The sequence below is a fragment of the Aminobacter niigataensis genome (assembly GCF_014200015.1).
Classification (GTDB): Bacteria; Pseudomonadota; Alphaproteobacteria; order Rhizobiales; family Rhizobiaceae; genus Aminobacter; species Aminobacter niigataensis.
In genome coordinates this window covers 1,799,020-1,822,809 of record NZ_JACHOT010000001.1, presented here as the reverse complement: position 1 = coordinate 1,822,809, position 23,790 = coordinate 1,799,020, and the positions used below count along the sequence as shown (strand labels likewise).

Annotated in this window: 25 protein-coding genes and 2 tRNA genes; 14 read left to right on the top strand and 13 right to left on the bottom strand. The window is 63.4% G+C overall.

Going from position 1 to position 23,790, the window contains the following annotated elements:
- Position 1: 1 nt before the first annotated feature.
- On the bottom strand, positions 2–709 hold the full coding sequence (gene purN, locus GGQ99_RS09100) for a phosphoribosylglycinamide formyltransferase (protein WP_108608671.1): 708 nt from the start codon (positions 707–709) through the stop codon (positions 2–4).
- Complete coding sequence (purM, locus tag GGQ99_RS09095) at positions 706–1,770, bottom strand: phosphoribosylformylglycinamidine cyclo-ligase (RefSeq protein ID WP_108608670.1); 1,065 nt, start codon at positions 1,768–1,770, stop codon at positions 706–708. Before purM ends, purN begins: the two co-directional genes overlap by 4 nt.
- Before the next feature lie 181 nt (positions 1,771–1,951).
- Between purM and GGQ99_RS09090 the strand changes: the two genes are divergently transcribed.
- Genes GGQ99_RS09090 through hdaA form a run of 3 tightly spaced genes read left to right on the top strand, consistent with a single transcriptional unit; the run spans position 1,952 to position 4,351 of the window.
- A complete protein-coding gene (locus GGQ99_RS09090; protein ID WP_108609962.1) occupies positions 1,952–2,509 on the top strand; it encodes a CDP-alcohol phosphatidyltransferase family protein in 558 nt (185 codons plus the stop codon).
- A complete protein-coding gene (locus GGQ99_RS09085) occupies positions 2,481–3,647 on the top strand; it encodes an AI-2E family transporter (protein ID WP_108608669.1) in 1,167 nt (388 codons plus the stop codon). Before GGQ99_RS09090 ends, GGQ99_RS09085 begins: the two co-directional genes overlap by 29 nt.
- Before the next feature lie 2 nt (positions 3,648–3,649).
- The gene (hdaA, locus tag GGQ99_RS09080; RefSeq protein ID WP_245439440.1) at positions 3,650–4,351 is read left to right on the top strand and encodes a DnaA regulatory inactivator HdaA; all 702 of its coding nucleotides are present in this window, start codon (positions 3,650–3,652) and stop codon (positions 4,349–4,351) included.
- Positions 4,352–4,354: 3 nt separating this feature from the next.
- Here hdaA and GGQ99_RS09075 read toward each other — a convergent pair whose 3' ends face one another.
- The 8 genes from GGQ99_RS09075 to GGQ99_RS09040 all read right to left on the bottom strand — a co-directional run bounded on the left by GGQ99_RS09075 (position 4,355) and on the right by GGQ99_RS09040 (position 10,833).
- Positions 4,355–4,633, bottom strand: a complete 279-nt coding sequence (locus tag GGQ99_RS09075; protein WP_108608667.1) for a hypothetical protein — start codon at positions 4,631–4,633, stop codon at positions 4,355–4,357.
- Between the two features lie 61 nt (positions 4,634–4,694).
- On the bottom strand, positions 4,695–5,804 hold the full coding sequence (locus tag GGQ99_RS09070) for a helix-turn-helix transcriptional regulator (RefSeq protein ID WP_159097877.1): 1,110 nt from the start codon (positions 5,802–5,804) through the stop codon (positions 4,695–4,697).
- A 226-nt stretch (positions 5,805–6,030) separates the two neighbouring features.
- Positions 6,031–6,669 carry a 2-dehydro-3-deoxy-6-phosphogalactonate aldolase gene (locus GGQ99_RS09065; protein ID WP_108608665.1) on the bottom strand — a complete coding sequence of 213 codons (639 nt, stop codon included), beginning with the start codon at positions 6,667–6,669 and terminating at the stop codon, positions 6,031–6,033.
- Between the two features lie 12 nt (positions 6,670–6,681).
- Positions 6,682–7,632, bottom strand: coding sequence for a 2-dehydro-3-deoxygalactonokinase (locus GGQ99_RS09060; protein WP_108608664.1), 951 nt, complete (start codon positions 7,630–7,632; stop codon positions 6,682–6,684).
- Between the two features lie 43 nt (positions 7,633–7,675).
- Positions 7,676–8,956, bottom strand: a complete 1,281-nt coding sequence (locus GGQ99_RS09055) for a TRAP transporter large permease (protein WP_108608663.1) — start codon at positions 8,954–8,956, stop codon at positions 7,676–7,678.
- A complete protein-coding gene (locus GGQ99_RS09050; RefSeq protein WP_108608662.1) occupies positions 8,953–9,498 on the bottom strand; it encodes a TRAP transporter small permease in 546 nt (181 codons plus the stop codon). Before GGQ99_RS09050 ends, GGQ99_RS09055 begins: the two co-directional genes overlap by 4 nt.
- Before the next feature lie 82 nt (positions 9,499–9,580).
- Positions 9,581–10,585 carry a TRAP transporter substrate-binding protein gene (locus tag GGQ99_RS09045; RefSeq protein ID WP_183262140.1) on the bottom strand — a complete coding sequence of 335 codons (1,005 nt, stop codon included), beginning with the start codon at positions 10,583–10,585 and terminating at the stop codon, positions 9,581–9,583.
- 74 nt (positions 10,586–10,659) lie between these two features.
- Positions 10,660–10,833, bottom strand: a complete 174-nt coding sequence (locus GGQ99_RS09040) for a hypothetical protein (RefSeq protein WP_183262138.1) — start codon at positions 10,831–10,833, stop codon at positions 10,660–10,662.
- 209 nt (positions 10,834–11,042) lie between these two features.
- On the opposite strand from GGQ99_RS09040, the gene araD reads away from it, so the two are divergent.
- The 3 genes from araD (at position 11,043) to GGQ99_RS09025 (ending at position 14,582) form a co-directional block, all read left to right on the top strand.
- A complete protein-coding gene (gene araD / locus GGQ99_RS09035; protein ID WP_183262136.1) occupies positions 11,043–12,824 on the top strand; it encodes an L-arabinonate dehydratase in 1,782 nt (593 codons plus the stop codon).
- 11 nt (positions 12,825–12,835) lie between these two features.
- Positions 12,836–13,753 (top strand): dihydrodipicolinate synthase family protein, encoded by a 918-nt coding sequence (locus GGQ99_RS09030; protein WP_183262134.1) that lies wholly within the window; start codon positions 12,836–12,838, stop codon positions 13,751–13,753.
- A gap of 115 nt (positions 13,754–13,868) precedes the next feature.
- The gene (locus tag GGQ99_RS09025; RefSeq protein WP_159091672.1) at positions 13,869–14,582 is read left to right on the top strand and encodes a FadR/GntR family transcriptional regulator; all 714 of its coding nucleotides are present in this window, start codon (positions 13,869–13,871) and stop codon (positions 14,580–14,582) included.
- Between the two features lie 173 nt (positions 14,583–14,755).
- Here GGQ99_RS09025 and GGQ99_RS09020 read toward each other — a convergent pair.
- Positions 14,756–14,832 (bottom strand) — tRNA-Pro (locus GGQ99_RS09020).
- Positions 14,833–14,990: 158 nt separating this feature from the next.
- On the opposite strand from GGQ99_RS09020, the gene GGQ99_RS09015 reads away from it, so the two are divergent.
- The 5 genes from GGQ99_RS09015 (at position 14,991) to GGQ99_RS08995 (ending at position 18,519) form a co-directional block, all read left to right on the top strand.
- Positions 14,991–15,296, top strand: a complete 306-nt coding sequence (locus GGQ99_RS09015; protein ID WP_183262132.1) for an ETC complex I subunit — start codon at positions 14,991–14,993, stop codon at positions 15,294–15,296.
- A gap of 44 nt (positions 15,297–15,340) precedes the next feature.
- Positions 15,341–15,417 (top strand) — tRNA-Arg (locus GGQ99_RS09010).
- Positions 15,418–16,043: 626 nt separating this feature from the next.
- Complete coding sequence (locus GGQ99_RS09005) at positions 16,044–17,465, top strand: ammonium transporter (protein WP_108608657.1); 1,422 nt, start codon at positions 16,044–16,046, stop codon at positions 17,463–17,465.
- 29 nt (positions 17,466–17,494) lie between these two features.
- A complete protein-coding gene (locus GGQ99_RS09000) occupies positions 17,495–17,734 on the top strand; it encodes a hypothetical protein (RefSeq protein WP_108608656.1) in 240 nt (79 codons plus the stop codon).
- A gap of 161 nt (positions 17,735–17,895) precedes the next feature.
- The gene (locus tag GGQ99_RS08995; protein WP_183262130.1) at positions 17,896–18,519 is read left to right on the top strand and encodes a helix-turn-helix domain-containing protein; all 624 of its coding nucleotides are present in this window, start codon (positions 17,896–17,898) and stop codon (positions 18,517–18,519) included.
- Between the two features lie 73 nt (positions 18,520–18,592).
- Here GGQ99_RS08995 and GGQ99_RS08990 read toward each other — a convergent pair whose 3' ends face one another.
- Both GGQ99_RS08990 and GGQ99_RS08985 read right to left on the bottom strand, forming a co-directional pair.
- Positions 18,593–19,102, bottom strand: a complete 510-nt coding sequence (locus GGQ99_RS08990) for a cupin domain-containing protein (protein WP_183262129.1) — start codon at positions 19,100–19,102, stop codon at positions 18,593–18,595.
- 90 nt (positions 19,103–19,192) lie between these two features.
- Entirely contained in the window at positions 19,193–20,365 is a 1,173-nt protein-coding gene (locus GGQ99_RS08985; RefSeq protein WP_183262127.1) for a cystathionine beta-lyase, read from the bottom strand.
- Between the two features lie 169 nt (positions 20,366–20,534).
- On the opposite strand from GGQ99_RS08985, the gene GGQ99_RS08980 reads away from it, so the two are divergent.
- From GGQ99_RS08980 to GGQ99_RS08970, 3 genes are all read left to right on the top strand, one after another.
- Entirely contained in the window at positions 20,535–21,245 is a 711-nt protein-coding gene (locus GGQ99_RS08980; RefSeq protein WP_183262124.1) for a phosphatase PAP2 family protein, read from the top strand.
- Positions 21,246–21,502: 257 nt separating this feature from the next.
- Positions 21,503–22,531: an amino acid ABC transporter substrate-binding protein gene (locus GGQ99_RS08975; protein ID WP_055979263.1), complete on the top strand. Its 1,029-nt coding sequence runs from the start codon at positions 21,503–21,505 to the stop codon at positions 22,529–22,531.
- Between the two features lie 63 nt (positions 22,532–22,594).
- Complete coding sequence (locus tag GGQ99_RS08970; protein WP_183262122.1) at positions 22,595–23,785, top strand: amino acid ABC transporter permease; 1,191 nt, start codon at positions 22,595–22,597, stop codon at positions 23,783–23,785.
- Positions 23,786–23,790 lie beyond the last annotated feature (5 nt).

Sequence of the window (23,790 nt, the reverse complement as noted above, 5' to 3'; positions counted from 1 at the left end):
TTCAGGGCGTGATGCGCGCCAACTGTTCGAGGTCGACCTCTTCGCGCGCCGGGCTGGGAGCAGCGACGGTGTCGTGGCTGGTGGTCTCGGCGAAGCCCGAAAAGGCGGTGCGATTGCCGTCCATCCGTACCTTGCCTTCGGCGAACAGCCTGAGCGCAAGCGGATACAGCCTGTGCTCGGCCTTGAGCACGCGGGCCGAAAGCGTCGGCTCGTCGTCGTCGATCAGCACGGGCACGGCCGCCTGGGCGATGATCGGACCGTCGTCCATTGCGGGCGTCACGAAATGAACCGTGCAACCATGGACACGGATACCGGCATCGAGCGCGCGGCCGTGTGTGTCGAGACCCTTGAACGACGGCAGCAGTGCAGGATGGATGTTGATCATCCGACCCTGCCACTTCTCGACGAACTCGGTGGTCAAAAGCCGCATGTAGCCGGCAAGGGCGACGATCTCGGCGCCGAAAGTGGCCAACGCGGCATCGATGGCCACGTCATGCGCGTCCTTGCTGGCATGGTCGGCGCGGGCGATGACCTTGGTGGCGACGCCACGGCTGGCCGCAATGCCCAGGCCGAGCGCGTTGGGCTGGTCGGAAATGACGCCGACGATCTCGGCCGGGAAGGCCGGGTCGGCCGCCGCGTCGATCAACGCGGCCATGTTGGAGCCGCGGCCGGAGATCAGGATGACGGTACGTTTGCGCGGCGCATTCATAGGGCGAGCGATCCGCGGTAGATCACGCCGGTGTCACGGCGGGGCACGATGCGGCCGATCGGCGTGACCGTTTCGCCTGCCTCCTGCAGCACTGCCGCGACCTGTGCGGCCTGGCCGGCGGCCACGACCGCGATCATGCCGACGCCGCAATTGAACGTGCGCATCATTTCTTCGGGCGCTACGCCACCGGTCTCGGCCAGCCACGAGAACACGCGCGGCACTTCGATCGCAGAAAGGTCGAGCTCGGCCGAGAACTCCTTGGGCAGGACCCTGGGAATGTTTTCGGGGAAGCCGCCGCCGGTGATGTGGGCCAGCGCCTTGATGCCGTGGGTCTCGCGGATCGCCTTGAGCAACGACTTGACGTAGATGCGGGTCGGCTCGAGCAGGGCCTCTGCCAGCGTCGGTCCGTCGGCGAAGGGCGCGCGGTCGGCCCATTTGACGCCGGATTTCTCGACGATGCGGCGAACCAGCGAATAGCCATTGGAGTGCACGCCCGAAGAGGCGAGGCCGAGCAGCACGTCGCCCTCGACGACATCGTCGGTCGGCAACAGCTGGCCGCGCTCGGCGGCACCAACGGCGAAGCCGGCGAGGTCGTAATCGTTGCCGTGATACATGCCCGGCATTTCGGCGGTCTCGCCGCCGATCAGCGCACAGCCGGCCTGGCGGCAGCCCTCGGCGATACCCGAGACGATGTCGGCGCCCTGGTTGGGGTCGAGCTTGCCGGTGGCGAAGTAGTCGAGAAACAGCAGCGGCTCGGCACCCTGGACGACGATGTCGTTGACGCACATGGCGACGAGGTCGACGCCGATGGTGTCGTGCTTGCCGGCATCGATGGCGATCTTGAGCTTGGTGCCGACGCCGTCATTGGCCGCGACCAGGATCGGATCGCTGAAACCCGCCGCCTTGAGGTCGAACAGGCCACCGAAGCCGCCGATCTCGCCATCCGCACCCGGCCGGCGCGTCGAGCGCACCAGCGGTTTGATCTTCTCGACCATCAGGTTCCCGGCGTCGATGTCGACGCCCGCCTGCGCGTAGGTGAGACCCTTGCTGCCTTCGCTCATCGTCAAAATCCTGATGTCCTACGCCTTTTGCGCGCTATTCGCATGAACGGCCCGTTCCCGCAAGCGACACTGGCCCGGTGCGACCGGATGCGCCTGTCAAAGCCGTGGACAGGGCCTGTCCCTTGCGGTCAGGTGAACTGTCGCCCATGTATCGGAAAAAGACAAAGGGTGGATGCCGGTCGTGACGATTCCCAACATGATCACCATCATGAGGCTCATCCTCGTGCCTTGCGTGATCTATGCCATGCTCTCGGCGCGCTGGGACTGGGCCTTTGCCGGATTTGTCATTGCAGGTGTTTCCGACGGCGTCGACGGCTTCATTGCCCGCCATTTCAACCAGCGTTCCGAACTTGGCGCCTATCTCGATCCTATGGCCGACAAGCTGCTGCTGGTCAGCGTCTTCGTGGTCCTCGGTATCATGGGTCACCTGCCTCTGTGGCTGGTCATGCTGGCCGTTTCCCGCGACGCGCTGATTGTCGGCGCGGTGCTGTTGTCGACCATCATGGGGCACCCGGTGAAAGTGCGCCCGCTCATGGTGTCCAAGGTCAACACCGCGATGCAGATCGTCCTGGCGGCGATTGTCCTTGCCGAACTTGCCTTTACACTCGAGCTTGGCCCGGTTCGGCCGGCGTTGATAATACTGTCCGGCCTCTTGACCGTGGCTTCCGCGGCAGCCTATCTCGTGGCCTGGCTGAGGCACATGAGCGGTTATGGCGAAGGCGAAACTCCCAACCGATAACGAGGCGGCCGAAGAAGCCGCCGCTGCGGCGTTCCGCAAACAGATCCGTTTCTGGCTGATCACCGCCGTCCTGTTCGTCGGTTTCCTCTATTTGTTCAGCAACATCTTGCTGCCCTTCGTGGCCGGCATGGCGCTTGCCTATTTCCTCGATCCGGTCGCCGACCGGCTGCAGCGGCTTGGCCTGTCGCGGATCATGGCGACGGTGGTGATCCTCATCTGTTTCATCGTCTTGCTGACGCTGGCGCTGGTGGTACTGATCCCGGTGCTGGCCTCGCAGATGGCGGATTTCGCCGCCAAGGTGCCGGGATACGTCGAGAAGCTTCAGCAACTGGTCACCAATTTCGACCCGCAATGGCTGGAACAGCGCTTTGGCGTCGATGCGGCCGGCCTGCGCGAGGGCCTCAACTCTCTGCTGAGCACTGGCTTCGGCTTCCTTTCGACCGTTTTCCAGTCGATCTGGAGCTCGGGCGTGGCGCTGTTTTCCATCGCCAGCCTGTTCGTCATCACGCCTGTCGTGGCCTTCTACATGCTGCTCGACTGGGACCGCATGGTTGCCGTCGTCGACAGCTGGGTGCCGCGCGACCACGTCGAGACGGTGCGCCGACTCGCCACCGACATCAACGCGGCGACCGCGGGCTTCGTCCGCGGGCAGGGCACGCTCTGCCTGGTGCTCGGCGTGATGTACGCCATCGGCCTGACGCTGACCGGGCTGAATTTCGGCGTTCTCATTGGCCTGTTCGCGGGGCTGATCAGCTTCATTCCTTATGTCGGCTCGATGGTCGGGCTGGTACTGTCGGTCGGCGTCGCTTTCGTGCAGTTCTGGCCGGACTGGACAATGGTGGTGGCCGTGGCTGCGGTCTTCTTCGTCGGCCAGTTCATCGAGGGTAACATCCTGCAGCCGCGGCTGGTCGGCAAGAGCGTCGGCCTGCATCCGGTCTGGCTGATGTTCGCGCTGTTTGCGTTCGGCGCGCTGTTCGGCTTTGTCGGCTTGCTAGTTGCGGTGCCCGCCGCGGCGGCCGTCGCCGTTCTGGTCCGCTTTGCCATATCGCGTTATCTCGAGTCGCCGCTCTATCACGGCCATGCGGTGCAGCCGCCGGTCGAGGCCCGCAAGGCGAGCGGGACCAGCCCGGATAAATGAACGTGTCGCGCGAGCCCCAGAAACCGCGCCAGTTGCCGCTCGACCTTGGCCATTCGCCGGGCTTCTCACGCGACGACCTCGTCGTCTCAGCGGCCAATGCCCAGGCCGCGTCGCTGATCGACCGATGGCCGGCATGGCCGGCGCCGGTGGTCCTGCTGGCCGGTCCGGCAGGATCGGGCAAGACGCATCTTGCCGCGATCTGGCGCGAGCATGCCGGGGCGGTCGAGCTGTCCGCTTCCGACATCTCCACCCATGTCGGCGACATCGGCGCAACGCCGGTTCTGATTGATGACGCCGACCAGGGCTGGCTCGACCAGGACGGCCTGTTCCACCTCATCAATACCGTGCGCGGCGCTGGATCCCATCTTTTGCTGACGGCGCGCAGCTTCCCTGCCGCCTGGGGTGTCACCCTTCCCGACCTCGCCTCGCGCCTGAAAGCGGCGGCGACGGTTGAGATCGAGGAGCCGGACGACCTGCTGCTGGCAGGCGTCATCACCAAGCTGTTCGCCGACCGCCAGGTCGAGGTCGACCCGCATGTCGTCCAGTTCCTGGTGCGGCGCATCGAGCGGTCGCTGTCGACGGCCATTCGCGTGGTCGACCGCCTTGACCGTGCAGCGCTGGAGCAGAAGACCCGCATCACGCGCACGCTTGCCGCCGAGACGGTCGGTGCGTTCGATGCCGGGCAGGGCGAACTGGAAGTCTGACCGTCAGGCCAATCGCGAGTAGAGCGCCTTTGCGCCGAGCAGAACGGCGAGGATCGTCGCATTTGAGGCGAGGCCGACGAGTATTGATGTCGGAGTATCTACTGCGCTGTTCGCACCGATGCTGAAAGGGATCAGCACGGCAACGAAGACGATGCCCAAGGCGATCGGAATCCAGCGGTTTAGCGTTTGCGCGGTGTTTGCGGCGGTCAGCACCAGTGCGATCAGCAGGCCGATGCGGAACGGGTCGATGAGCTGCGCGAGATAGATGTCGAGATACGGCACTTTTGTTCCTCCCCGAACTAGATGCGCAGGTCAGCGACCAGCTGTCGAGTAAGCCTATGGTCTAGCCGTCCTTCACGGAGCCGCAAGGCAGCGTCACCCCGAGCAGCAGGCGGACCAGGGCCGATTGCTTGGAAACGCCGGATTTGGCGAAGATCGAGCGCAGATGCGAACGCACGGTCTCCCTCGCGATGCCGAAGTCGTTGCTGATGGCATCGATCGACCGGCCATCGGCGAGCGCCGACGCGATTCGCGCCTCGCTCGGCGTCAGGTCGAACAGTGCTTGCAGCACATTGGCCGGCGGCGCGCCGGGGCCGGGCAAGGGCATGATGACGAGGATGCTGTGGATGCGGCTGAACAGATCGTGCGCCGAACCGCGCACCGGCAGGAGATGGGCGACGCTGGAAGGCTTGCCGTCGCGGCCGGTGATCGGAAACGACTGAACGATGCCGCGCCGGGTGCCGGCGGACAATGCTGTCAGCGCCGTCTCAAGCAGCGCGTCGGCCTTCTTGTCCGTGATCCGGGCGCGGTCGGTGCCGTCCTGGATGGTGGCCGGTATCAGCTCGTGCATCAGTCCGTTGCAGGCCAGCAGTTGTCCGTGCGCGCCCAGTACCGCCGCCGGCAGGCCCAGGGCCTCAAGCGCGTCGGCACCGGCATGTGCTTTTTCGAGACCCATGCGGGCGCTGACCATGGCGGCGCGTGCGAGGTGCGGCCGCATCCGGTCGAGCGAATCGACATAACGCCGCTCGAAGGGACCTCGAACCGTCCGCCGCTCCAGGTTGAAGGACAGCACATCCCCCGTTGGAAGCGGGATGTGGGTACCTGCGGCCCAGCCCATGCCTCTCGGACGCAGGAAGTCGCGGTAGATGGGCTCGCTCTCCAGTTCCTCCTCGGTAAAGGCATCGAGGTCGGTGATGAAACCGGGGTAGGCGAGGGCCGACGCTCGTGCGGCGCGCGCGTTGACGGCCATCCAGCCTTCGCGCATGAACGCTTCGACATGCGCTGCGACCGCTTCCGAGGCGGTAAAGGCCGAAGCGCCTTGGCTGATGGTGAACAGATAGCCGCCCATGCCCTCGACGGCATGCGCGAGGCCGTCGAGCAATGTCGGCCATTTCTCCGGTACGAAGGAAGCCTCGTAGATCTGGTCGATGAATTTCTCGGAAAGTTCCGGCAATCGTTCACTACTCCCACCCAAGTAGAACGATAGCATCAGGCTTGCTGGCGGCAAACTCAGTGACAGGTGCCCAAATGTCGCAAGCCCGGTATTCGCGGATTTGATCGGCGGATTTTGCGGGAGCACGGCACGCGATTTCTGCGGATTACATCCGCCATACGGTCGCGTGCCGGAGAGTTGCAGCAAGGCGGGCCGGGATGCCCGGCCGCCCGTCAGTGCATGGCCCTTAGTTGCTGGCTGCTGCCTGGTCGTAGGCCGCGATCAGCCGGCGGGCCTTGTTACGCACAGTCGTTGCGCCGTCACCCGGGGCATAGAGGTTCGACCCCATGCCGAAGGTCGACACGCCGATCTTCCAGAACTCTGCGAAGGACGCTTCGGAGACGCCGCCGACGACACCGACGATGGTGTCGGCCGGCAGGATGGTCTTGATCGCCGCGATCCCGCTTGTGCCGAGCACGCTGCCGGGGAAGAACTTGAGCGCCGACGAGCCGCACTTGACCGCAAGCAGCGCCTCGGTCGGCGTGAAGACGCCGGGCATGGTCAGCATCTTGTGCTCCGACGCACGCGCAATCACCGACGGTTCGATGTTCGGGCTGACCACCAGGCGGCCGCCCGCATCGGCCAGCCGATCGACCTGTTCGGCGGAAAGTACGGTGCCGGCGCCGATCACGCACTTACTGCCGAACGCGTCAACCGCCCTGCGGATCGAGGTGTAGGGATCTGGCGAATTGAGCGGGATCTCGATCAGTTCGAACCCTTCCTCGACCAGCGTGCCGACGATCGATTCGGCTTCCTCCGGCTTGATGCCGCGCAGGATGGCGACGAGCGAGCGCTGCAGCTGCGGCCAGGCGATGATTGAGGCCATGTCTTTGTTTCCTTATGCCCAGATTGAATGCGCGGCCAGATAGAGGCCCTGGCGAACGGCGTGGTCGGCGTCGACGTGCTTGACGTTGAGACCGACGCGATGGAGCGCCACCCGATAGAGATCGGCCACGGACCCCGAGGCCACCAGGGTGACATCGGTGTGGTCGGGAAAGTTCTGCCTGGCGGCCAGCACCTCGGCTCCGATCAGCAGGCCGGAGAGGTGTGCTGCGCCATCGCTCTTGGCCTCGAAGCCGAGCAGTTGAGCGGCGCGGACGCCGAAAAGCCGGCTCAAAGCCAGGCAGGGATCTGCGACACCCTTGTCGAGTGCGTTGAGGAAAGCCGGCGCGTCGGCGCCGAACTTGACGTCGGCATCGATCGCGAAGGCGAGGGTGGAGTGCTTGTTGAGCAGGCCGAAGAGTTCGCCTGTCATCAGGGTCGCAAATCGTCTCAGCCAGCCATCCTCGAGCACCACCCATTTGCTGTGGGTGCCCGGCATGCAGACGAGCTGGCGCGCGACACCGTCGCCGAGCCCGAGAAGCTGGGTCTCTTCGCCGCGCATCACCTCCGGTGCCAGCGGGTCGCGCTGGGCGACGCCAGGCAGGATGCGGATGTCGGCAAAGCTGTTCGGCACGCTGACGGCCCTGGCTGCGAAGTCGTTGAGCCGCGTCGGCGCGTCGACATAAGGCGCCTCGACCCAGCCTTGGCGCGCCCCGGCCATGCCGCAGATCAGGATCGGCAGGGACGCGGGTGCCGCCAACTTGCCAAGGTGCGCCTGCAGGACCGGCTCGAAGCCCGACGTCACGCAGTGCGTCATGCCTTCGGGCCCGCGGCTTTCAGCCAGCACGCTGCCGACCCGGTCCAGAAGCCAGGCGCGGAAGCTGCTGGTGCCCCAGTCGACCGCCACGCAGAAGGCATCCTTCTGCTGCGCGGGCGATGAGATGGCTGTGTCTTGTGCATTGCTCATGCTGGGAACCCTCGGCATGTTTTCGGAAGAAGCGCGGCCGGCGTCACTGGCTCATCCAGCGCATCGGCGCCATCACAAGTTCAGGGAACAGCACGAGCAGGAACAGAACCACGGTCTCGGCCAGCAGGAACGGCCAGATGCCCTTCATCAGCTTGCCCATCCGCATGTTGCCGACGCCGCACACGACGTTGAGCACGGTGCCGACGGGCGGGGTGATCAGCCCGATCGCGTTGTTCATGATGAACAGCACGCCGAAATAGACCGGGTCGATGCCGGCCTGCTTCAGAACCGGCACCAGAACCGGGGTCAGGATCAGGATGGTAGGCGCGAAGTCGAGCGCGCTGCCGACGATCAGCACCAGCACCATCAGCACCAGGATGAGCAGCATCTGGTTGTCCATGATCGGCTCCAGCAGCGCGACCATCTGGGCTGGCATGTTGGCCGCCGCGATCAGCCAAGCCGAGACCGAAGCCGCAGCCACGAGGAACATCACCACCGAGGTGGTTTTCGCGGCGTTGAGCATGAGGCCGTAGAGCTGGCCGAACTTCAGTTCGCGATTGACGAACAGGCCGATGATCAGGGCGTACACGGCCGCCACGACTGCAGCTTCGGTCGGCGTGAAGAAGCCGAACTTGAGGCCGCCGATGATGATGACCGGCAACATCAGGCCCCAGAAGCTCTCGAGCGTGAGGCTAAGCCGCTCCCTTAGTGGCGGCTTGGGAGCCACCTCGATCTTGTCCTTGCGCGCGACGTACATCCACGTCAGCAGCAGCGACGTACCCATCAGGATGCCAGGCACGATGCCGGCGAGGAACAGCTTGGAGATCGAAACCTGGGCCGCCACGCCGTAGAGGATCATGCCGATCGACGGCGGGATGACGGGGGCGATGATGCCGCCGGCAGCGATCAGGCCGCCGGAACGGTAGGGATCGTAGCCGGCCTGCCGCATCATCGGCAGCAGCACCGCGGCCAGAGCTGCGGTATCGGCAACGGCCGAACCGGAGAGCGATGCCATGACGACGGCAGCGCCGATCGCCACGAAGCCCAGGCCACCGCGCAGGTGTCCCACCCAGGCCATTGCCATGTGGATGATGCGCCGGGTGATGCCGCCGGCGTTCATGAATTCGCCCGCCAGCATGAAGAACGGCACGGCGAGAAGCGGGAAGCTGTTGGCGCCGTCCCACATGTTCTGCACGATGATCTGGGGGTCGGTCATGCCCATGTGGAACATCAGGGCCAGGCCCGAGACGATGAGGGCCAACGCGACCGGCATGCCGATCGCCATCGCGGCGAGCAGGGAAACGACGAAGATAAGGATGGTCATGACTTGCGCGCCGCCTCAACGCTGGAATCGACGTCATGCATGCCTTCTTCCTCGACCTGAATGAGTTCGTCGTCGCGGACTTGGCCGCGCGCGAAACGAACCAGATTGTGGATGCAGAGCGCAGCCATCAGGGCGCCGGTCACGAGCGTTACGTCGTAGACCCAGCTCATGGGTAACTGCATGACGGTGGAAATGGTGCTGGCGTTGATCTCGTGCTGCATGAAGGTGCCGACGAAGATGTAGACGCTGCAGACGAAGATCAGGATCTGGGAGATCATCCAGCATAGCCGCCTCCACCTTACAGGCAGCGCCAGAACGACGGTGTCGACGCCGAGGTGCCGGTTCTCCCGCATCGCTACCACAGCCCCGATGAAGGTCAGCCAGATGAACAGGAAGCGGGGAAGCTCTTCGGAGATGTCGATGCCGGTGTTGAACCCGGCGCGCAAGATGACGTTGCCGAGCACCATCACGAACATGCCGGCCATGCAGACCACCATGACGGCTTCAAGCAGGTGAAAAAATCTGTCTACCAGACGCGGCATTGTTCGGACCTCCCGAATGGATCAGGGACGCATGCAGTGATGCCGCAGGCGTTCCCGCCTGCGGCATCACCTGGCTTGTGCGTCAGTTGGCTGCGCCCTTGCGCGCGGCTTCGACGGCGGCCGTGAACTCCGTCACGAAGTCGGCGCCGACCGAGGCGGTGTATTTGTCGACCACCGGCTTGACGATTTCGCGCATCTTGGCGAGTTCGGCTTCCGGCATGGCATCGATCTCGACACCGGTTGCCTTGAGCTGGTCGGTGATCTTGCCGTCGTTTTCGGCGATCAGCTTGGCCTGGTAGGCCGAAGCGTCGGCAGCAGCCGTCATGACAGCCTTGCGGTCAGCTTCCGACAGGCCTTCGAACCAGGTCTTGGAAGCGACGATGGCCACCGGCGAATAAACGTGGTTGGTCATCGTGATGTACTTCTGCACTTCGTAGATGCGGTTGGCGTAGATGTGGGCCAGCGGGTTTTCCTGGCCGTCAAGCGCCTTGGTCTCGAGCGCCGAGAAGACTTCCGAGAACGACATCGTCACGGCGTTGGCGCCGAGTGCCTTCCAGGTATCGAGTGCCACCGGGTTCTGCATGACGCGCAGCTTCAGGCCCGAAATGTCCTCGACCGACTTGATCGGCTTTTCGCCGTTGGTCAGGTTGCGGAATCCGAATTCGCTCCAGGCGAGGCCGGTCAGGCCGATTTCCGACATGCGGTCGAGCATTTTGCGGCCGATCGGGCCGTTCAGCACGGCGCCGGCTTCCTCGCGATTGGCGAACATGAACGGGAAGTCGAAGATCTGGACTTCCTTGATCTTGCCGGAAAGCGGCGCGACGCCGCCGATGTAGAGTTCGAGCGTGCCGCTCTGTGCAGCCTGGAGCATCTTGTCGTCGCCGCCGAGGATACCGCCGTCGAAGACCTGGATCTCGACGCGGTTTTCGGTCGCCTTGGCGACGTCTTCGGCGAACTTCTTCATGGCGACGGCCTGCGGGTGCTCTGCCGGCATGCCATGCCCGAGCCGGGCGGCCGATGCCTGGCCGGCGAGGCCGATGAGGCTGACGGCTGCAGCCAGCGTGAATGCGAGCGCTTTGAGACGCATGTTAACTCCTCTCTTGGGTTTTGATTTCGGGCGATGACCGGGGTGGTGGCGGGATTGCGCCATCCCCGATTGGATCAACTCATAGGCCTGGGCGATTGCGCCTTGCGGCGCGCGACCGTGTGCCGCGCCCGAGCCGTCGAGTATTCATTCTGGCCGGCGGAAACAGCGGGCGCCGACAGTCCGATGCCGCGGACCGCAATGCCTGCGACCGCCGCATCTCCGGCATTCCACGAAACGAACTCGGTCACGCGCCCTCCCAGGCAAACTGGATGCTCTTGACGCCCCAATAACTCCGATTATAAGAGAAAACAAGACTGATTGCTTGACTGCTTGTGGGATCGAGCGTCGCATGCGTCGGCTCAAGGGAGGGCAGCGCGAGGAGGAGTGCCGGCACGCTTGCCGGGGACATCCATCGCCGTCATCCCGCAGTTCCGGCGTCTGCGCGAGCGGGCCAAGAATGGCCGCAGGCGCGTTCAAGCCATCGGTGCCGCACGGCACCGATCAACAACGGGATAGACAAGACGTGACACGGAAATTGCGTTCTCAGGCCTGGTTCGGAGGCTTCGGCAAGGATGCCTTCATCCACCGCAGCTGGATGAAGAACAACGGCCTGCCGGACGATGCCTTCGACGGCCGCCCGGTGATCGGCATCTGCAACACCTTCTCCGAACTCACGCCTTGCAACGCCCACTTCCGCGGGCTGGTCGAGCACGTCAAGGCCGGTATCCTGGAAGCCGGCGGCTTGCCGCTCGAGTTCCCTGTCTTCTCCTGCGGTGAGTCGAACCTGCGCCCGACCGCGATGCTGTTCCGCAATCTCGCCTCGATGGATGTCGAGGAAGCCATTCGCGGCAACCCGATGGACGGCGTGGTGCTGATGGCCGGCTGCGACAAGACCACGCCGTCGCTGGTGATGGGCGCGGCTTCTTGCGACGTGCCGGCGATCGTCGTCTCCGGCGGGCCGATGCTCAACGGCCGCTTCCGCGGCAAGGCCATCGGCTCTGGAACCGACGTCTGGAAATTTTCCGAGGATGTGCGCGCCGGCGTCATGACCGAGCAAGAATTCGCCGCCGCCGAGAGCGCCATGTCGCGCTCGCCCGGCCACTGCATGACCATGGGCACCGCCTCGACCATGGCGTCGATGGTGGAATCGCTCGGTCTGGCCCTGCCGGGCAACGCCGCCTATCCGGCGGTCGATGCGCACCGCGCTCGGCTCGCCCGCCTTTCGGGGCGGCGCATCGTCGAGATGGTCAAGGAAGACCTGCGCCTATCCAAGATCCTCACGCTCAAGGCCTTCGCCAATGCGATCCGCATCAACGGTGCGATCGGTGGCTCGACCAATGCCGTCGTCCACCTGCTGGCGATTGCCGGGCGCATCGGTGCCGAGCTTTCGCTCGACGACTGGGATCGCTACGGCCGCGACATCCCGACCATCCTCAACCTGATGCCGTCCGGCAAGTTCCTGATGGAAGAATTTTGCTACGCCGGTGGTCTGCCGGCTGTGATGAAGGAAATCGCCGACCTGCTCGATCTTGACGCCCTGACTGTGACCGGCAAGACGGTGGGCGAAAACATCGCCGGCGCCGAGAATTTCAACGACGAGGTCATCCTGCCGCGCGACAAGGCGCTGACTTCGCAGGGCGGCATCGCCGTCCTGCGCGGCAACCTTGCCCCCAATGGCGCGATCCTGAAGCCTTCCGCCGCGTCGCCCGAATTGATGCGCCACCGCGGCCGCGCCGTCGTCTTCGAGAGCATCGAGCACTACAAGGCACGGGTCGACGACCCGGCGCTCGACATCGACGAGACCTGTGTGATGGTGCTCAAGAATTGCGGCCCCAAGGGTTATCCGGGCATGGCCGAGGTCGGCAACATGGCGCTGCCGCAGAAGCTACTGGAAAAGGGCGTGCGCGATATGGTGCGCATTTCGGACGCGCGCATGTCGGGCACTGCCTTCGGCACCGTCGTGCTGCACGCCGCGCCAGAAGCGGCTGTCGGTGGCCCGCTCGCGCTGATCGAGGACGGCGACATGATCGAGCTCGACGTCGAGAATCGCCGTCTGCATCTCGAAGTGTCGGACGACGAACTTGCCCGCCGCCGTGAGCGCTGGACCCCGCCGGTGCCTGACATGCAGGGTGGCTATCAGAGCCTCTATGTCGAGCGCGTCATGCAGGCCGACCGCGGTGCGGACCTCGACTTCCTGGTCGGCTGCCGCGGCCACGACGTGCCGCGCGAAAGTCATTGAGGGAGATGCCGATGTCCCGTTTTCCGGTAGCCGAGATGCACGGCATTCACGCTATTCTCTACGCGTTGTTCGATGAGCAGGAGCGGCTCGACCGTGCCGCGATGCGTCGTCAGGTCGAGGTTTGCCTGTCGGCTGGTGTCCACGGCATGGCGGCGCTCGGGCTTGCCACCGAAGTGTCCAAGCTGACCGAAGCCGAGCGCCGCACCGTCATGGACTGGATCGCCGAAGACACCGGCGGCCGCGTGCCGCTGGCGCTGACCATCTTCGGCTCGTCCGTCGCCGAGCAGATCGCACAGGTCCGCCACGCCGAAAGCGCCGGTGCCGACTGGCTGATCCTGCAGCCGCCGATGGTCGGCCAATATGGTGCGGCCGAATACATCCGCTTCTTCGGCCGTGTGGCGGAGGCGACCGATCTGCCCGTCGCCATCCAGAATGCGCCGGCCTTCATGGGCCGCGGGCTGAGCTCGACTGAAATCAGCGATCTCGTGCGCCAGCATCCGAACATCCAGTTGGTGAAAGGCGAGGGGCCGGTGGTCGACATCGCCGGCCTGGTCGAGGCGACCGGCGGCAAGCTGCCGATCTTTAACGGCCGGGCCGGGCTGGAGATGCTCGACAATCTGCGCATCGGCTGCCGTGGCCTGATCCTTGCGCCGGATTGCATCGACTATGCGGTCGCAGCCTATGACAGCTTCCGCGCGGGTGATGAAGACGGTGCGCTTGCGACTTATCGCAGGATGCTTCCGGCTGTCGTCTCGACCATGCAGGGGCTGGAGAACCTGCTGTGCTACGGCAAGCGTCTGTTTGCCCTGCGCACGGGATTGACCGTCCACGATCGCGGCCCCGCGCTGCGTCCGAACCCGACCGGGCTTGCGATGATCGATCGCTTCGCCGCCGACCTCGGGCCTCTGCAACGCAGGACCATCGCGTAAGCGCTGGTTGAATTGCCGCCAATGCTGTGAATTATGACAGCGCGCCGCCGAGATTTCCGGCGCGCTGTGCCGTGCCGGCTGTTACTTCGGAAAATCCATGTCGGGACCGGGTGCCATGACCAAGCCAATGCTGATGCAGGAACGCGGCTTGCCGGCGCAGATCGCCGCCGAGATCGGCCGCCGCATCACGCGCGGCGATCTCAAGCCGGGCGACATGCTGCCGAAGGAACTGGAACTGCTGTCGAGCCTGCAGGTCAGCCGCACGACGCTGCGCGAGGCGCTGAAGATCCTGTCGACCAAGGGATTCATCGAGGCCAAGCCGCGCATGGGCACGCGAGTACTGCCGGCCGATCGGTGGAACACGCTAGATCCCACCGTCCTGTCATGGCAGGACGATTCCGAAAGCAGCGGAACACTTGCCGAGGAACTGTTCGAGATTCGCCTGTCCATCGAGCCGATGGCCGCCGGCTTGGCCGCGCGTCGCTCGACCGCTGCCGACCGGGCCGGGATTCGCCGCGCTTTCGAAGCCATGTCGCGCCAGTATGACGACGAACGGCAGTCGGTCGAGGCAGACATTGCCTTTCACCTTCAGATCATCCAGGCCGCCCACAACCGCTTCCTGTTGCCGGTTTCGTCGGTGATACGCGCCGCACTCACCGTGAGTATCCCCAAGACGATGCGCGCCTTCGGTGGCATAGGCCACTCGCTGTCCATGCATGAGGCGATTGCCATCGCGATCGAGGCCAAGGATGAGGCGGGGGCGGAGGAAGCCTCGCGCAAGCTGATCCAGGACACCTATCAGCGCAATTTCAAGTCCCCGAAGACCTGAGGCTGGCGAGAGCCGCATTGGGCCTTCCCGTCTGCCGTTGCGCCACTCGCAGCCGTCCATATCCAGCGCTGATCGCCAACGAGCTAGGGACGAGCCGCGTCGCGCTGTTGCGCGCGGTGCCTTCTGGCAGTCGAGCGTTGACTATGTATGGCGGGGGGATTGCAGGTCTTGAATGGTCGGAGTGGAGAGATTCGAACTCCCGACCCTCTGGTCCCAAACCAGATGCGCTACCAGACTGCGCTACACTCCGAAATCACATTTCGACGCCGTGCCTAGTGGCTTCCGCTCGACATGGCAAGGGCAAAAAAGCGGAAACCGGCTTTCGCCTTGCAGCAATGACGATTGCGCAGTAAATGACGGGCGCATCTGGATGTCCGCGCACGCTGCGGACTCACGAGTGAGGGAATTATGTCCGCGCGAATTTTCAGCCCCGCCAAGACCGCCATGCAGTCGGGCAAAGCCAAGACCGGGCACTGGGTGCTCGAATTCGACGCCGAGAAGCCGAAGAAGATCGATCCGCTGATGGGCTACACCAGCTCCGGCGACATGAGGAGCCAGATCCGCCTGACCTTCGAGACCCGCGAAGAGGCGGTGGCTTACGCCGAGCGCGAAGGCATCGCCTTCCGCGTGCAGGAGCCCAAGGAAGCCAAGCGCCGGCAGATTTCCTACTCCGACAATTTCCGCTATGACCGCAGGACGCCCTGGACGCACTGACGACCTGAGGCATGGTCATGCCGGCCTGACACGGGCCGGCCAGCGGTCCCGTAGCTCAGTTGGATAGAGCACCGGCCTTCTAAGCCGATGGTCACAGGTTCGAATCCTGTCGGGATCGCCAATCTATTTTCAGCCGTTGATTCCATGGAAGTTTTCGGCCCGCCCATCGCCGCCTTCATGGCGGCCTCTTGATTTCCGGGTAGGTTAAAATGTTGATCACTTCAAGCGCGGCAGCAGTCCGGCCTGGAGGCGATCCTGCAGCAGCAATTGGCGCTCGTGTTGTAGCCCGTCGAAGGCGTGATCCGTCTGCCTCTGGATGTGCGAAGTAGGCATCCCCTGCCAATTCCAAAATAATCAGTACTGACCAGTTGATTTCCACTGATAGGAAAGTAAACTTCCTATCGTGCAGGACGACCTGCGCCTCGATACACACCAAGGGACGGCCCTTCTCTTACGCTGACGTAAGGAGGCCGTCGCGTATCGTTCGGAAGCGGTTCTGACGCTTTGGGTGCGTGTCCAATGCCTCGCTCGCGATGGCATTCTTCTGAAGTCTAGCGTCCATCACTTCCGTCAAATGACCATGAATAGAGCTGTGGCTGGCCGCGTCATCGAGCCGAGCAAGCCATAAGTCATTTCAGGTGTCCGCCGCCGCCCTGGGGAGGAGCTGTTCGACCATTGCGCCATGCGCTTGGTCGACGGGCCGACTGTTGTCTGTCGCCCATAGAAATAGAAATGTCAGGGGACCATATGAACAACGAACTAACTGCTCTAACGACAATTTTTACCGAGTTTTACTATTGGGTCACGGTCGTCATGATGTTTCTCATCCATGCCGGCCTGCTCGCCTATGAATTCGGCGTGACCCGCCCCAAGAATCTCAATCAGACTCTGGTCCGCCACACGATGAGTCTGGCACTTGTGACCGTCACCTGGTTCCTGTTTGCCTGGTGGATCTACTGGGCGTTCAACAACGGGCCGTTTCTTTTCGGCGGCGTCATATCCAATGCGGCAACGGCTGCGGCACTGCCTTGGGCAGAGCAGATGGGCCCCAATTTCCAGGACAACATACAGGGCGTTTTCTGGGCGGCATTCCTGCTGTTTTCGTGGGTGATGAGCGCCATCCTTTCCGGGGTGGCGATTGAACGGGTACGAACCGGCGCCTTCATGATCCTGTCCGTCCTGGTTGGATCGATCACCTGGATCTGGCATGCGTCCTGGGGCTGGAACGCCACGGGCTGGACGACGCAGTTGCTCGGCTATCACGACGCTTACGCATCGGGGGTCATTCATGCCATCGCCGGCGGTGCCTGTCTGGCTTTGACGATCGTGCTGGGACCCCGCATCGGCAAGTTTGGTCCAAACGGCGAGGTTCGGGAAATCAAGCCGCACAACTCCTTCCTGTCGGTCCTTGGCCTCTTCATCATCTACACGGGGTTCTGGGGCTTCTATGCTGCGTGCAACATTCCGATCGTCGATGTGAGCCGCGACGCCGAAACTGTCCGCTTCGCTGCGACGACGATCTATGGAACGCCCACGACGCTCTCGGCCATCACCTTCAACTTCCTGATGTCGCTGGCTGGTGGTCTGATGGCGGCTTACGTGGTCAGCCGTGGCGATCCGTTCTGGACGCTGTCCGGGGGTCTTGCCGGCATTATCGCTGCCTCGGCGGGCAATGATCTCTACCATCCGTTGATTGCAATGTTCATCGGCGCGTCGGGCGCGGCGATCGCGTTCAAGCTTCATCATTATGTCGAGCGCCGTTTTCGCATCGACGATCCGGTCGGGGCTATTGCGGTTCACGGCTATGCGGGCGTTTGGGGGCTCATTGTCTGCGGTTTCGTCCTGTGGGGTTATCCCGCCGCACCAGCCGCGCCCGATGTGCAGAACTGGGCAGGCTCGGTTGGATGGCTGGGCACGACGCCGGCGGGAGATCCGGCGATCAATCCGATTGGCATGATCATCGGTGCGATTCTGACCTTCGGGCTGTTTGGCTTTCTTGCCACCTGGGTCGTGGCCAAGGTGCTGCAGCGCATGGGCATCCTGCGTGAACCGTTCGAAGTGGAACTGGCAGGCGCCGACACCTGGCATAACCGGGACATCTATCCCTACGGCGCCGGCGTGGTCACCGAATTCGAAGCGGTTGAGCGCAACGAAGCTGCGCGTTTCTGACTGTCAACCAATTGGAGGAGACCCAAGCTATGGAAACCGGACTGACTGACTGGACCAATCTCGACACCATCGGCGCCTTCTACCCCTTCCAGGGGTTCGAATGGCTGCTGGTGGCAGCCGCCGTCTGCTTCTGGCTCTGGTGGCACTATCGCTGCATCGTCGATGAGGACCGGGAAATGCGGGAAGCGGCGGAGTATTACCGCCGTCACGGCATCACGCGCTGCATCTCGGCGGATGGCAAACCGCGACGGCCGCCCGAATCGGTCTGAGGAAGCAAAACACGCCCAGCGGAATTGTCTGCTGGGCGTATCGCGCCAACGGCGTGCGTTACCGCCGGGCGGCGCGCTCGCGGTTCAGTTCACCCTTTTGACCGGCCGCCTAGGCCACGGCGGAAAGAGGCTATGCATTGCCAACAGCGAAAGATGCCAAGATGTTTACGTCGGTTTCGCCGGACCAGAGCCTGGATGTTGCCAATGAACCCGGCGAGGATCGGCTGCAGCTAGCAATTGGAATGGAAGTGCGCGCCTGCCGCAAGCGTCTTGGCATGACCGCAGCCGATCTCGCAGGTGTCGCTTGCATCTCCGTCGGCATGATGTCGAAAATCGAAAACGGGGTGATTTCCGCGTCGTTGGGCACACTCCAGGCGCTGTCGCGGGCGCTTGATGTCCCGCTCACGACGTTTCTGCGCCGTTGCGAGTACGAGGAGAACGCCGTCTTCGTCCCTGCCGGGGACGAAATTGCGGTCGAAAAGTGCGATAGCCGTGCTGGCCACCACTACAAGCTGCTTGGCTATTTTGACTCCCAGCCGAACAACTTGACGGTAGAAACCTACCTCTTCACCATGGACCGGGAGACGGACACCCTTCCATCGCTCGAGCATTTCGGAATGGAGTTTCTCTACCTGTTGGAGGGTGAGATGACCTACCGGATCGGCTCGAAGCGTTATGTCATGGGCCCCGGCGACAGCCTGCACTTCGCAGGCCATTCGCCACATGGGCCGGAGCAGTTGGGACGGCTGCCGGTCCGTTTTCTGTCCGTAATTTCGTACAGATAGAGCGCGCCACTTCGCATCGTACGGATCTGTTCGTGTTCCTGGCCCCCCATCTTTTCTTGGCGCTGGCCAATTTTCAACGCTTGGACCGCCACCGGTCGGGCACTCCGTCATGGTCGCCGAGGATCCGCTGAGGCGCGTCGTCCCACCAGTCGTCGCGCATTGCCTTGCGCTCGGGATTGACGGGATAGACGATGCGGTTTTCGGCCTTGGCGGTCTCGCCGACCACCAGAAGCCGCACCTCGGCATCTGTGTTGTTAAGGAAGCTGTGCGCCAGTCCGGTGCCCGCGGGAAAGCCGACGGAATCGCCCGGCTTCAGGCGATGCAGGAGGCCATCGAGCCAGACGTCGGGCTCACCCTCCAGCACGTGGACGAACTCCTCCTCCAGACTTTCGGCGTGAGGGAACGACGTGCGCCGGCCCGGCGGCAGCCGGACATGGTGGATGCCAAGCCGCTGCAAGCCGAAATGAGTGGCAAGCGGCGCGCCGAGGGCCCGCAACTCGTCAGTACCGGAAAAGGTCTCGCCGTCGGGGCGCTCGACTTCGGTCCAGTGGGCGATCTCGGCGGGGCGGTCGGACGTGGTCATGTTCTTCCTCGCGGAATTTCAATCTGTCCTTGTCGCGTCATGCCTCAGGCTGTCGTCTGGTGCTGGCTCGGCATCGAGAGCCTGATGGCTTCACTCCGCCGCGTTGGCGGCTTGCAGCCCGGCCGCAATATCTTCCTTGAGGTCGGCGACATCTTCAAGCCCGATCTGCAGGCGGATGATCGGGCCCTCATAAGGGGTGACCACCTTGCGGTCGCTGAGGTTGACCGGCACAGCCAGGCTCTCGAAACCACCCCAGGAATAGCCCAGGCCGAAGATCTCGAGCGCGTCCAGGAAAGCGTGTGCCTTGTTCTGGCCGCCGCCGGACAGCACCACGGAGAAGATGCCGCTGGAGCCGCCGAAGTCGCGCTTGAACAATTCATGGTCGGGGTGGCTTTCGAGCCCTGGGTGCAGCACGCGGGCCACGCCCGGCTGGCCTTCGAGCCAGCGCGCGATGTCCAGCGCGCTCTTTTCGTGATGGGCGAGCCGGACGCCCATGGTGCGCAGGCCGCGCAGCACCTGGTAGACGTCGTCGGGACCGGCGCAGCAGCCAAGCGTGAAGAACGCCTCGCGAAGCCTGGGCCAGCAGTCGGCGTTTGCCGAAACCGTGCCGCTCAGCACATCGGAATGGCCGGCGGGGTATTTGGTCGCCGCGTGGATGGTGACGTCGACGCCGAAATCGAGCGCCTTGAAATAGAGCGGCGTGGCCCAGGTGTTGTCCATCATGACGATCGCGCCGGCGGCATGGGCTGCCTTTGATATGGCGGGGATATCCTGGATCTCGAATGTGTTCGAGGCGGGCGATTCGGTGAGCACCACCTTGGTGTTCGGCTTGATGAGGGCGGCGATGCCGGCGCCGACATGCGGATCGTAGTAGTCGACCTCGACACCGAGACGCTTGAGCATGGTGTCGGCGAAGTGGCGCGTCGGGTGGTAGACGGAATCCGTGATCAGGATGTGGTCGCCGGCCGAGAGGAAGCCAAGCAGGGGGATGGTGACGGCCGCAAGCCCCGAAGGCACGGCGATGGTGCCGGCCGAGCCTTCCAGTTCGTCGATGGCCGCGCAAAGGGCATCCGTCGTCGGCGTTCCGCGGGTGCCATATGTGTATTTTTGAGCACGCGCCGCCATCGTTGCAGCGTTGGGATAGAGAACCGTCGAGGCGTGGACGACCGGCGGATTGACAAAGCCATGAAAGCCGTGTGGATCGTGGCCGGAATGCGCGAGCCGCGTGTTGACGCCTTTGATCCTGCCGTTGTCTCGAGTCATGAATCCGCACCCTTTCAGCGAAGACGCCAGCCATAGTGCGCCGACTGGGCCGGCGCAACCGCCGCGGCCCGCCGTTCGGCTGGGCCAGATCTGGCCGGCTGGCCATTTCGGGCGCCTCGCTGAAACGGTGTCGGTTTCCTGGCGCCGGATCTGGCGGGATCCCGTCGGCTTGAACGAGCCGGTATGGACGCGCGAACTGACATGGCTGGTGTCAGTCGGTGCGGTGGCTGCCCTCTTGCTGTTCGTGGTCGACGCGCGGGTCATGGACTTCATACTGTCCAACCGCAACCAGCTCACACGCTGGCTTGCACAGGCGAGCCAGGCCGGCAAGTCGGAGTGGTACCTGGTCCCGGCGCTGCTGGTCTATCTGGTGACGGCCACCGCAGACTGGAGAAACTCAGGCTATCGCGTCAGGGCTAGACTCGTTTCGTGGTTCGGCCAGGCGGCGTTCCTGTTCGGCTCGATTGCCATCACCGGCATTGCCGTCAATCTGGTAAAGATCGTCATCGGGCGGGCGCGCCCCTCGATGTTCGGCGAACTCGGTGCCTACCATTTCGACCCGTTCGTGGTGAGCAAGTATTTCTCGAGCTTTCCCTCCGGACATTCGACGACGCTCGGCACCGTTGCCGCCGTCCTGATGATCTGGTTTCCGCGCCAATGGCTGCCGATCGGCCTCGTCTGCCTGATGCTGTCCGCCTTCCGCGTGCCGGCCGCGGCCCACTATCCCTCGGATGTCGTAGCGGGCTTCCTGTTCGGCTTCGTCCTGACCGTCGTCATGGCGCGCTTTCTTGCTGCCCGCCGTGTCGGGTTCCGGCCGAGGCCCGGAAAGATGCTGCCGGCAGCAACCGGGATGCGGCAGAAAAGGCTGCCAGCCGCCTGAGCGTTGAACAACTGTTCAATGCGCTTTGAAGCTGCGCGACAAGGCCGGACTAATACTAAAGGCGGAGCCGGCGGCGGCAGGCCTTTATTGCTTGACCTAACAAGAATTATCGCCTTCGATGGCATTTGTGAACCGGACTGCAGCAAAGCGCACCGGCAAGGTGCGCAATCCGGATATGGGCCGGATAGGGGATGCTGAGTTCACACATTAAAAAGACAGGCAACAGCCTGGAAAAAACAGAAAAGGGTTCGTGGGTCATGAAATACATCATTTCAGGCATTCTCGGGGCTGCTGCGCTCGGCCTTATGGCGACTGCCGCTTCGGCCGGCACGCTCGAGGACGTCAAGGCTAAGGGGTTTCTGCAATGCGGCGTCAGCACCGGCCTGGCCGGTTTTTCGGCGCCGAACGACAAAGGTGACTGGCAGGGTCTGGACGTCGATTTCTGCCGCGCCGTGGCTGCTGCGATCTTTGGCGACGGCACCAAGGTCAAGTTCACGCCACTTTCGGCCAAGGAGCGCTTCACGGCACTTCAGTCGGGCGAAATCGACATGCTGTCGCGTAACACCACCTGGACCATCAATCGCGATACGGCACTTGGCCTGAACTTCGTCGGCGTCACCTATTATGACGGCCAGGGCTTCATGATCAACGCCAAGAAGCTGCCGGGCGTGAATTCCGCTCTCCAGCTGTCGGGCGCCGCCGTCTGCGTGCAGACCGGCACGACGACCGAACTCAACCTCGCCGACTACTTCAAGGCGAACAAGATGGAGTACAGCCCGGTCGTCTTCGAGAAGCTGGAAGAAGTCGACGCTGCCTATGACGCCGGCCGTTGCGACGTCTACACCACTGACCAGTCGGGTCTCTATGGTATCCGCCTGAAGCTCAGCTCGCCCGACGATCACGTCGTGCTGCCCGAGATCATCTCCAAGGAGCCGCTCGGACCTGCCGTGCGCCAGGGCGACGACAAGTGGTACCACATCGTCAAGTGGGTCTATTTCGGTCTGCTGACCGCCGAGGAACTGGGCATCACCCAGGCCAATGTCGAGGAGATGAAGGCATCGGGCAATCCCGAGATCAAGCGCGTCCTCGGAACTGAAGCGGACACCAAGATCGGTACCGATCTCGGCCTCGGCAACGACTGGGTCGTCAACATCGTAAAGGCCGTGGGTAACTACGGCGAAGTCTTTGAACGCAATGTCGGCCAGGGCAGCCCGCTGAAGATCGCCCGCGGCATCAATGCGCTCTGGACCAAGGGTGGACTGCAGTACGCGCCGCCCATCCGCTGATCCGAAGTCTCGTCCGGAAGGCAGATCTTCTGCCTTCCGGTTACTCTTTCAGAGGGACTTCCGATGGCTACGCAGGACATACCCCAAGACGTAGGGGGCGGCCGCGCGTCGCTTTTCTACGATCCGAAGGTGCGCGGCATCTTCTTCCAGGTCCTCGTGATCGTTGCGCTTGTGGCGTTCGTCTACTGGATCATTGGAAATACCGTCGAAAACCTGAAGCGCGCCAATATTGCTTCGGGTTTCGCCTTTCTCAACGGCCGCGCCGGATTCGACGTCAGCGATACGCTGATCGCCTTCGATTCGGATTCGACCTACAGGCGCGCTTTGCTTGTCGGCTTCATCAACACCTTGGTTGTGGCTGCCGCCGGCATCGTCACCGCTTCGATTCTGGGCTTCCTGATCGGCATCGGCCGGCTGTCGCACAACTGGCTGATCCGCAAGATCTGCACGGTCTATGTCGAGCTGTTCCGCAACATTCCGCCGCTGCTCGTCATCTTCTTCTGGTATTTCGGCGTGCTTTCTGTGCTGCCGCTGCCGAAGGAGAGCATCGAACTGCCCTTCGGCTCCTTCCTCAACAGCCGTGGCTTCTATTTTCCGAAGCTGGTCTGGGGCGACGGATCGATGCTGGTCCCGGTGGCGCTGCTGCTCGGCCTTGCCATGTCCTGGTTCGTCGCCCGGCGTGCCAAGCAAAGGCAAATGGCCACGGGCGCGACATTTCCCGTGTTTTGGACGTCGCTGGCGCTGATCGTCGGCCTGCCGTTCCTGGCCTTGGTCGCGACGGGCTTTCCGCTCAGCTTCGACTTTCCGCAGAAGTCGACGTTCAACCTGACCGGCGGCCTGCAAATCAAACCGGAATTCCTGTCGCTGTACCTTGCCTTGTCGTTTTACACCGCAGCCTTCATCGCCGAGATCGTCCGCGCGGGCATCCGGGGCGTCAGCAGCGGACAGAGCGAGGCGTCCGCAGCACTTGGCCTCAGGTCCGCGCAGGCGCTTAGGCTGGTGGTGGTGCCGCAGGCTCTGCGCATTGTCATTCCGCCGCTGACCAGCCAGTTCCTCAACCTGACCAAGAACTCGTCGCTGGCGATCGCCATCGGCTATCCGGACCTGGTTGCGGTCGGCGGCACGGTGCTCAACCAGACGGGCCAGGCCATCGAGATCGTCGTCATCTGGATGGTCGTCTATCTCGGTCTCAGCCTGATCACGTCAGCCTTCATGAACTGGTTCAACGCCAAGATGGCGCTGGTGGAAAGGTAGGAGGC

What these genes read in the sequence shown, in the direction of transcription:
- purN (WP_108608671.1), bottom strand. Translation starts at nt 709, where the DNA reads ATGAATGCGCCGCGCAAACGTACCGTCATCCTGATCTCCGGCCGCGGC.
- purM (WP_108608670.1), bottom strand. Translation starts at nt 1,770, where the DNA reads ATGAGCGAAGGCAGCAAGGGTCTCACCTACGCGCAGGCGGGCGTCGAC.
- GGQ99_RS09085 (WP_108608669.1), top strand. Translation starts at nt 2,481, where the DNA reads ATGGCGAAGGCGAAACTCCCAACCGATAACGAGGCGGCCGAAGAAGCC.
- GGQ99_RS09065 (WP_108608665.1), bottom strand. Translation starts at nt 6,669, where the DNA reads ATGGCCTCAATCATCGCCTGGCCGCAGCTGCAGCGCTCGCTCGTCGCC.
- GGQ99_RS09060 (WP_108608664.1), bottom strand. Translation starts at nt 7,632, where the DNA reads ATGAGCAATGCACAAGACACAGCCATCTCATCGCCCGCGCAGCAGAAG.
- GGQ99_RS09055 (WP_108608663.1), bottom strand. Translation starts at nt 8,956, where the DNA reads ATGACCATCCTTATCTTCGTCGTTTCCCTGCTCGCCGCGATGGCGATC.
- GGQ99_RS09050 (WP_108608662.1), bottom strand. Translation starts at nt 9,498, where the DNA reads ATGCCGCGTCTGGTAGACAGATTTTTTCACCTGCTTGAAGCCGTCATG.
- GGQ99_RS09045 (WP_183262140.1), bottom strand. Translation starts at nt 10,585, where the DNA reads ATGCGTCTCAAAGCGCTCGCATTCACGCTGGCTGCAGCCGTCAGCCTC.
- araD (WP_183262136.1), top strand. Translation starts at nt 11,043, where the DNA reads ATGGCCGCAGGCGCGTTCAAGCCATCGGTGCCGCACGGCACCGATCAA.
- GGQ99_RS09030 (WP_183262134.1), top strand. Translation starts at nt 12,836, where the DNA reads ATGTCCCGTTTTCCGGTAGCCGAGATGCACGGCATTCACGCTATTCTC.
- GGQ99_RS09025 (WP_159091672.1), top strand. Translation starts at nt 13,869, where the DNA reads ATGACCAAGCCAATGCTGATGCAGGAACGCGGCTTGCCGGCGCAGATC.
- GGQ99_RS09015 (WP_183262132.1), top strand. Translation starts at nt 14,991, where the DNA reads ATGTCCGCGCGAATTTTCAGCCCCGCCAAGACCGCCATGCAGTCGGGC.
- GGQ99_RS09005 (WP_108608657.1), top strand. Translation starts at nt 16,044, where the DNA reads ATGAACAACGAACTAACTGCTCTAACGACAATTTTTACCGAGTTTTAC.
- GGQ99_RS09000 (WP_108608656.1), top strand. Translation starts at nt 17,495, where the DNA reads ATGGAAACCGGACTGACTGACTGGACCAATCTCGACACCATCGGCGCC.
- GGQ99_RS08995 (WP_183262130.1), top strand. Translation starts at nt 17,896, where the DNA reads ATGTTTACGTCGGTTTCGCCGGACCAGAGCCTGGATGTTGCCAATGAA.
- GGQ99_RS08990 (WP_183262129.1), bottom strand. Translation starts at nt 19,102, where the DNA reads ATGACCACGTCCGACCGCCCCGCCGAGATCGCCCACTGGACCGAAGTC.
- GGQ99_RS08985 (WP_183262127.1), bottom strand. Translation starts at nt 20,365, where the DNA reads ATGACTCGAGACAACGGCAGGATCAAAGGCGTCAACACGCGGCTCGCG.
- GGQ99_RS08975 (WP_055979263.1), top strand. Translation starts at nt 21,503, where the DNA reads ATGAAATACATCATTTCAGGCATTCTCGGGGCTGCTGCGCTCGGCCTT.
- GGQ99_RS08970 (WP_183262122.1), top strand. Translation starts at nt 22,595, where the DNA reads ATGGCTACGCAGGACATACCCCAAGACGTAGGGGGCGGCCGCGCGTCG.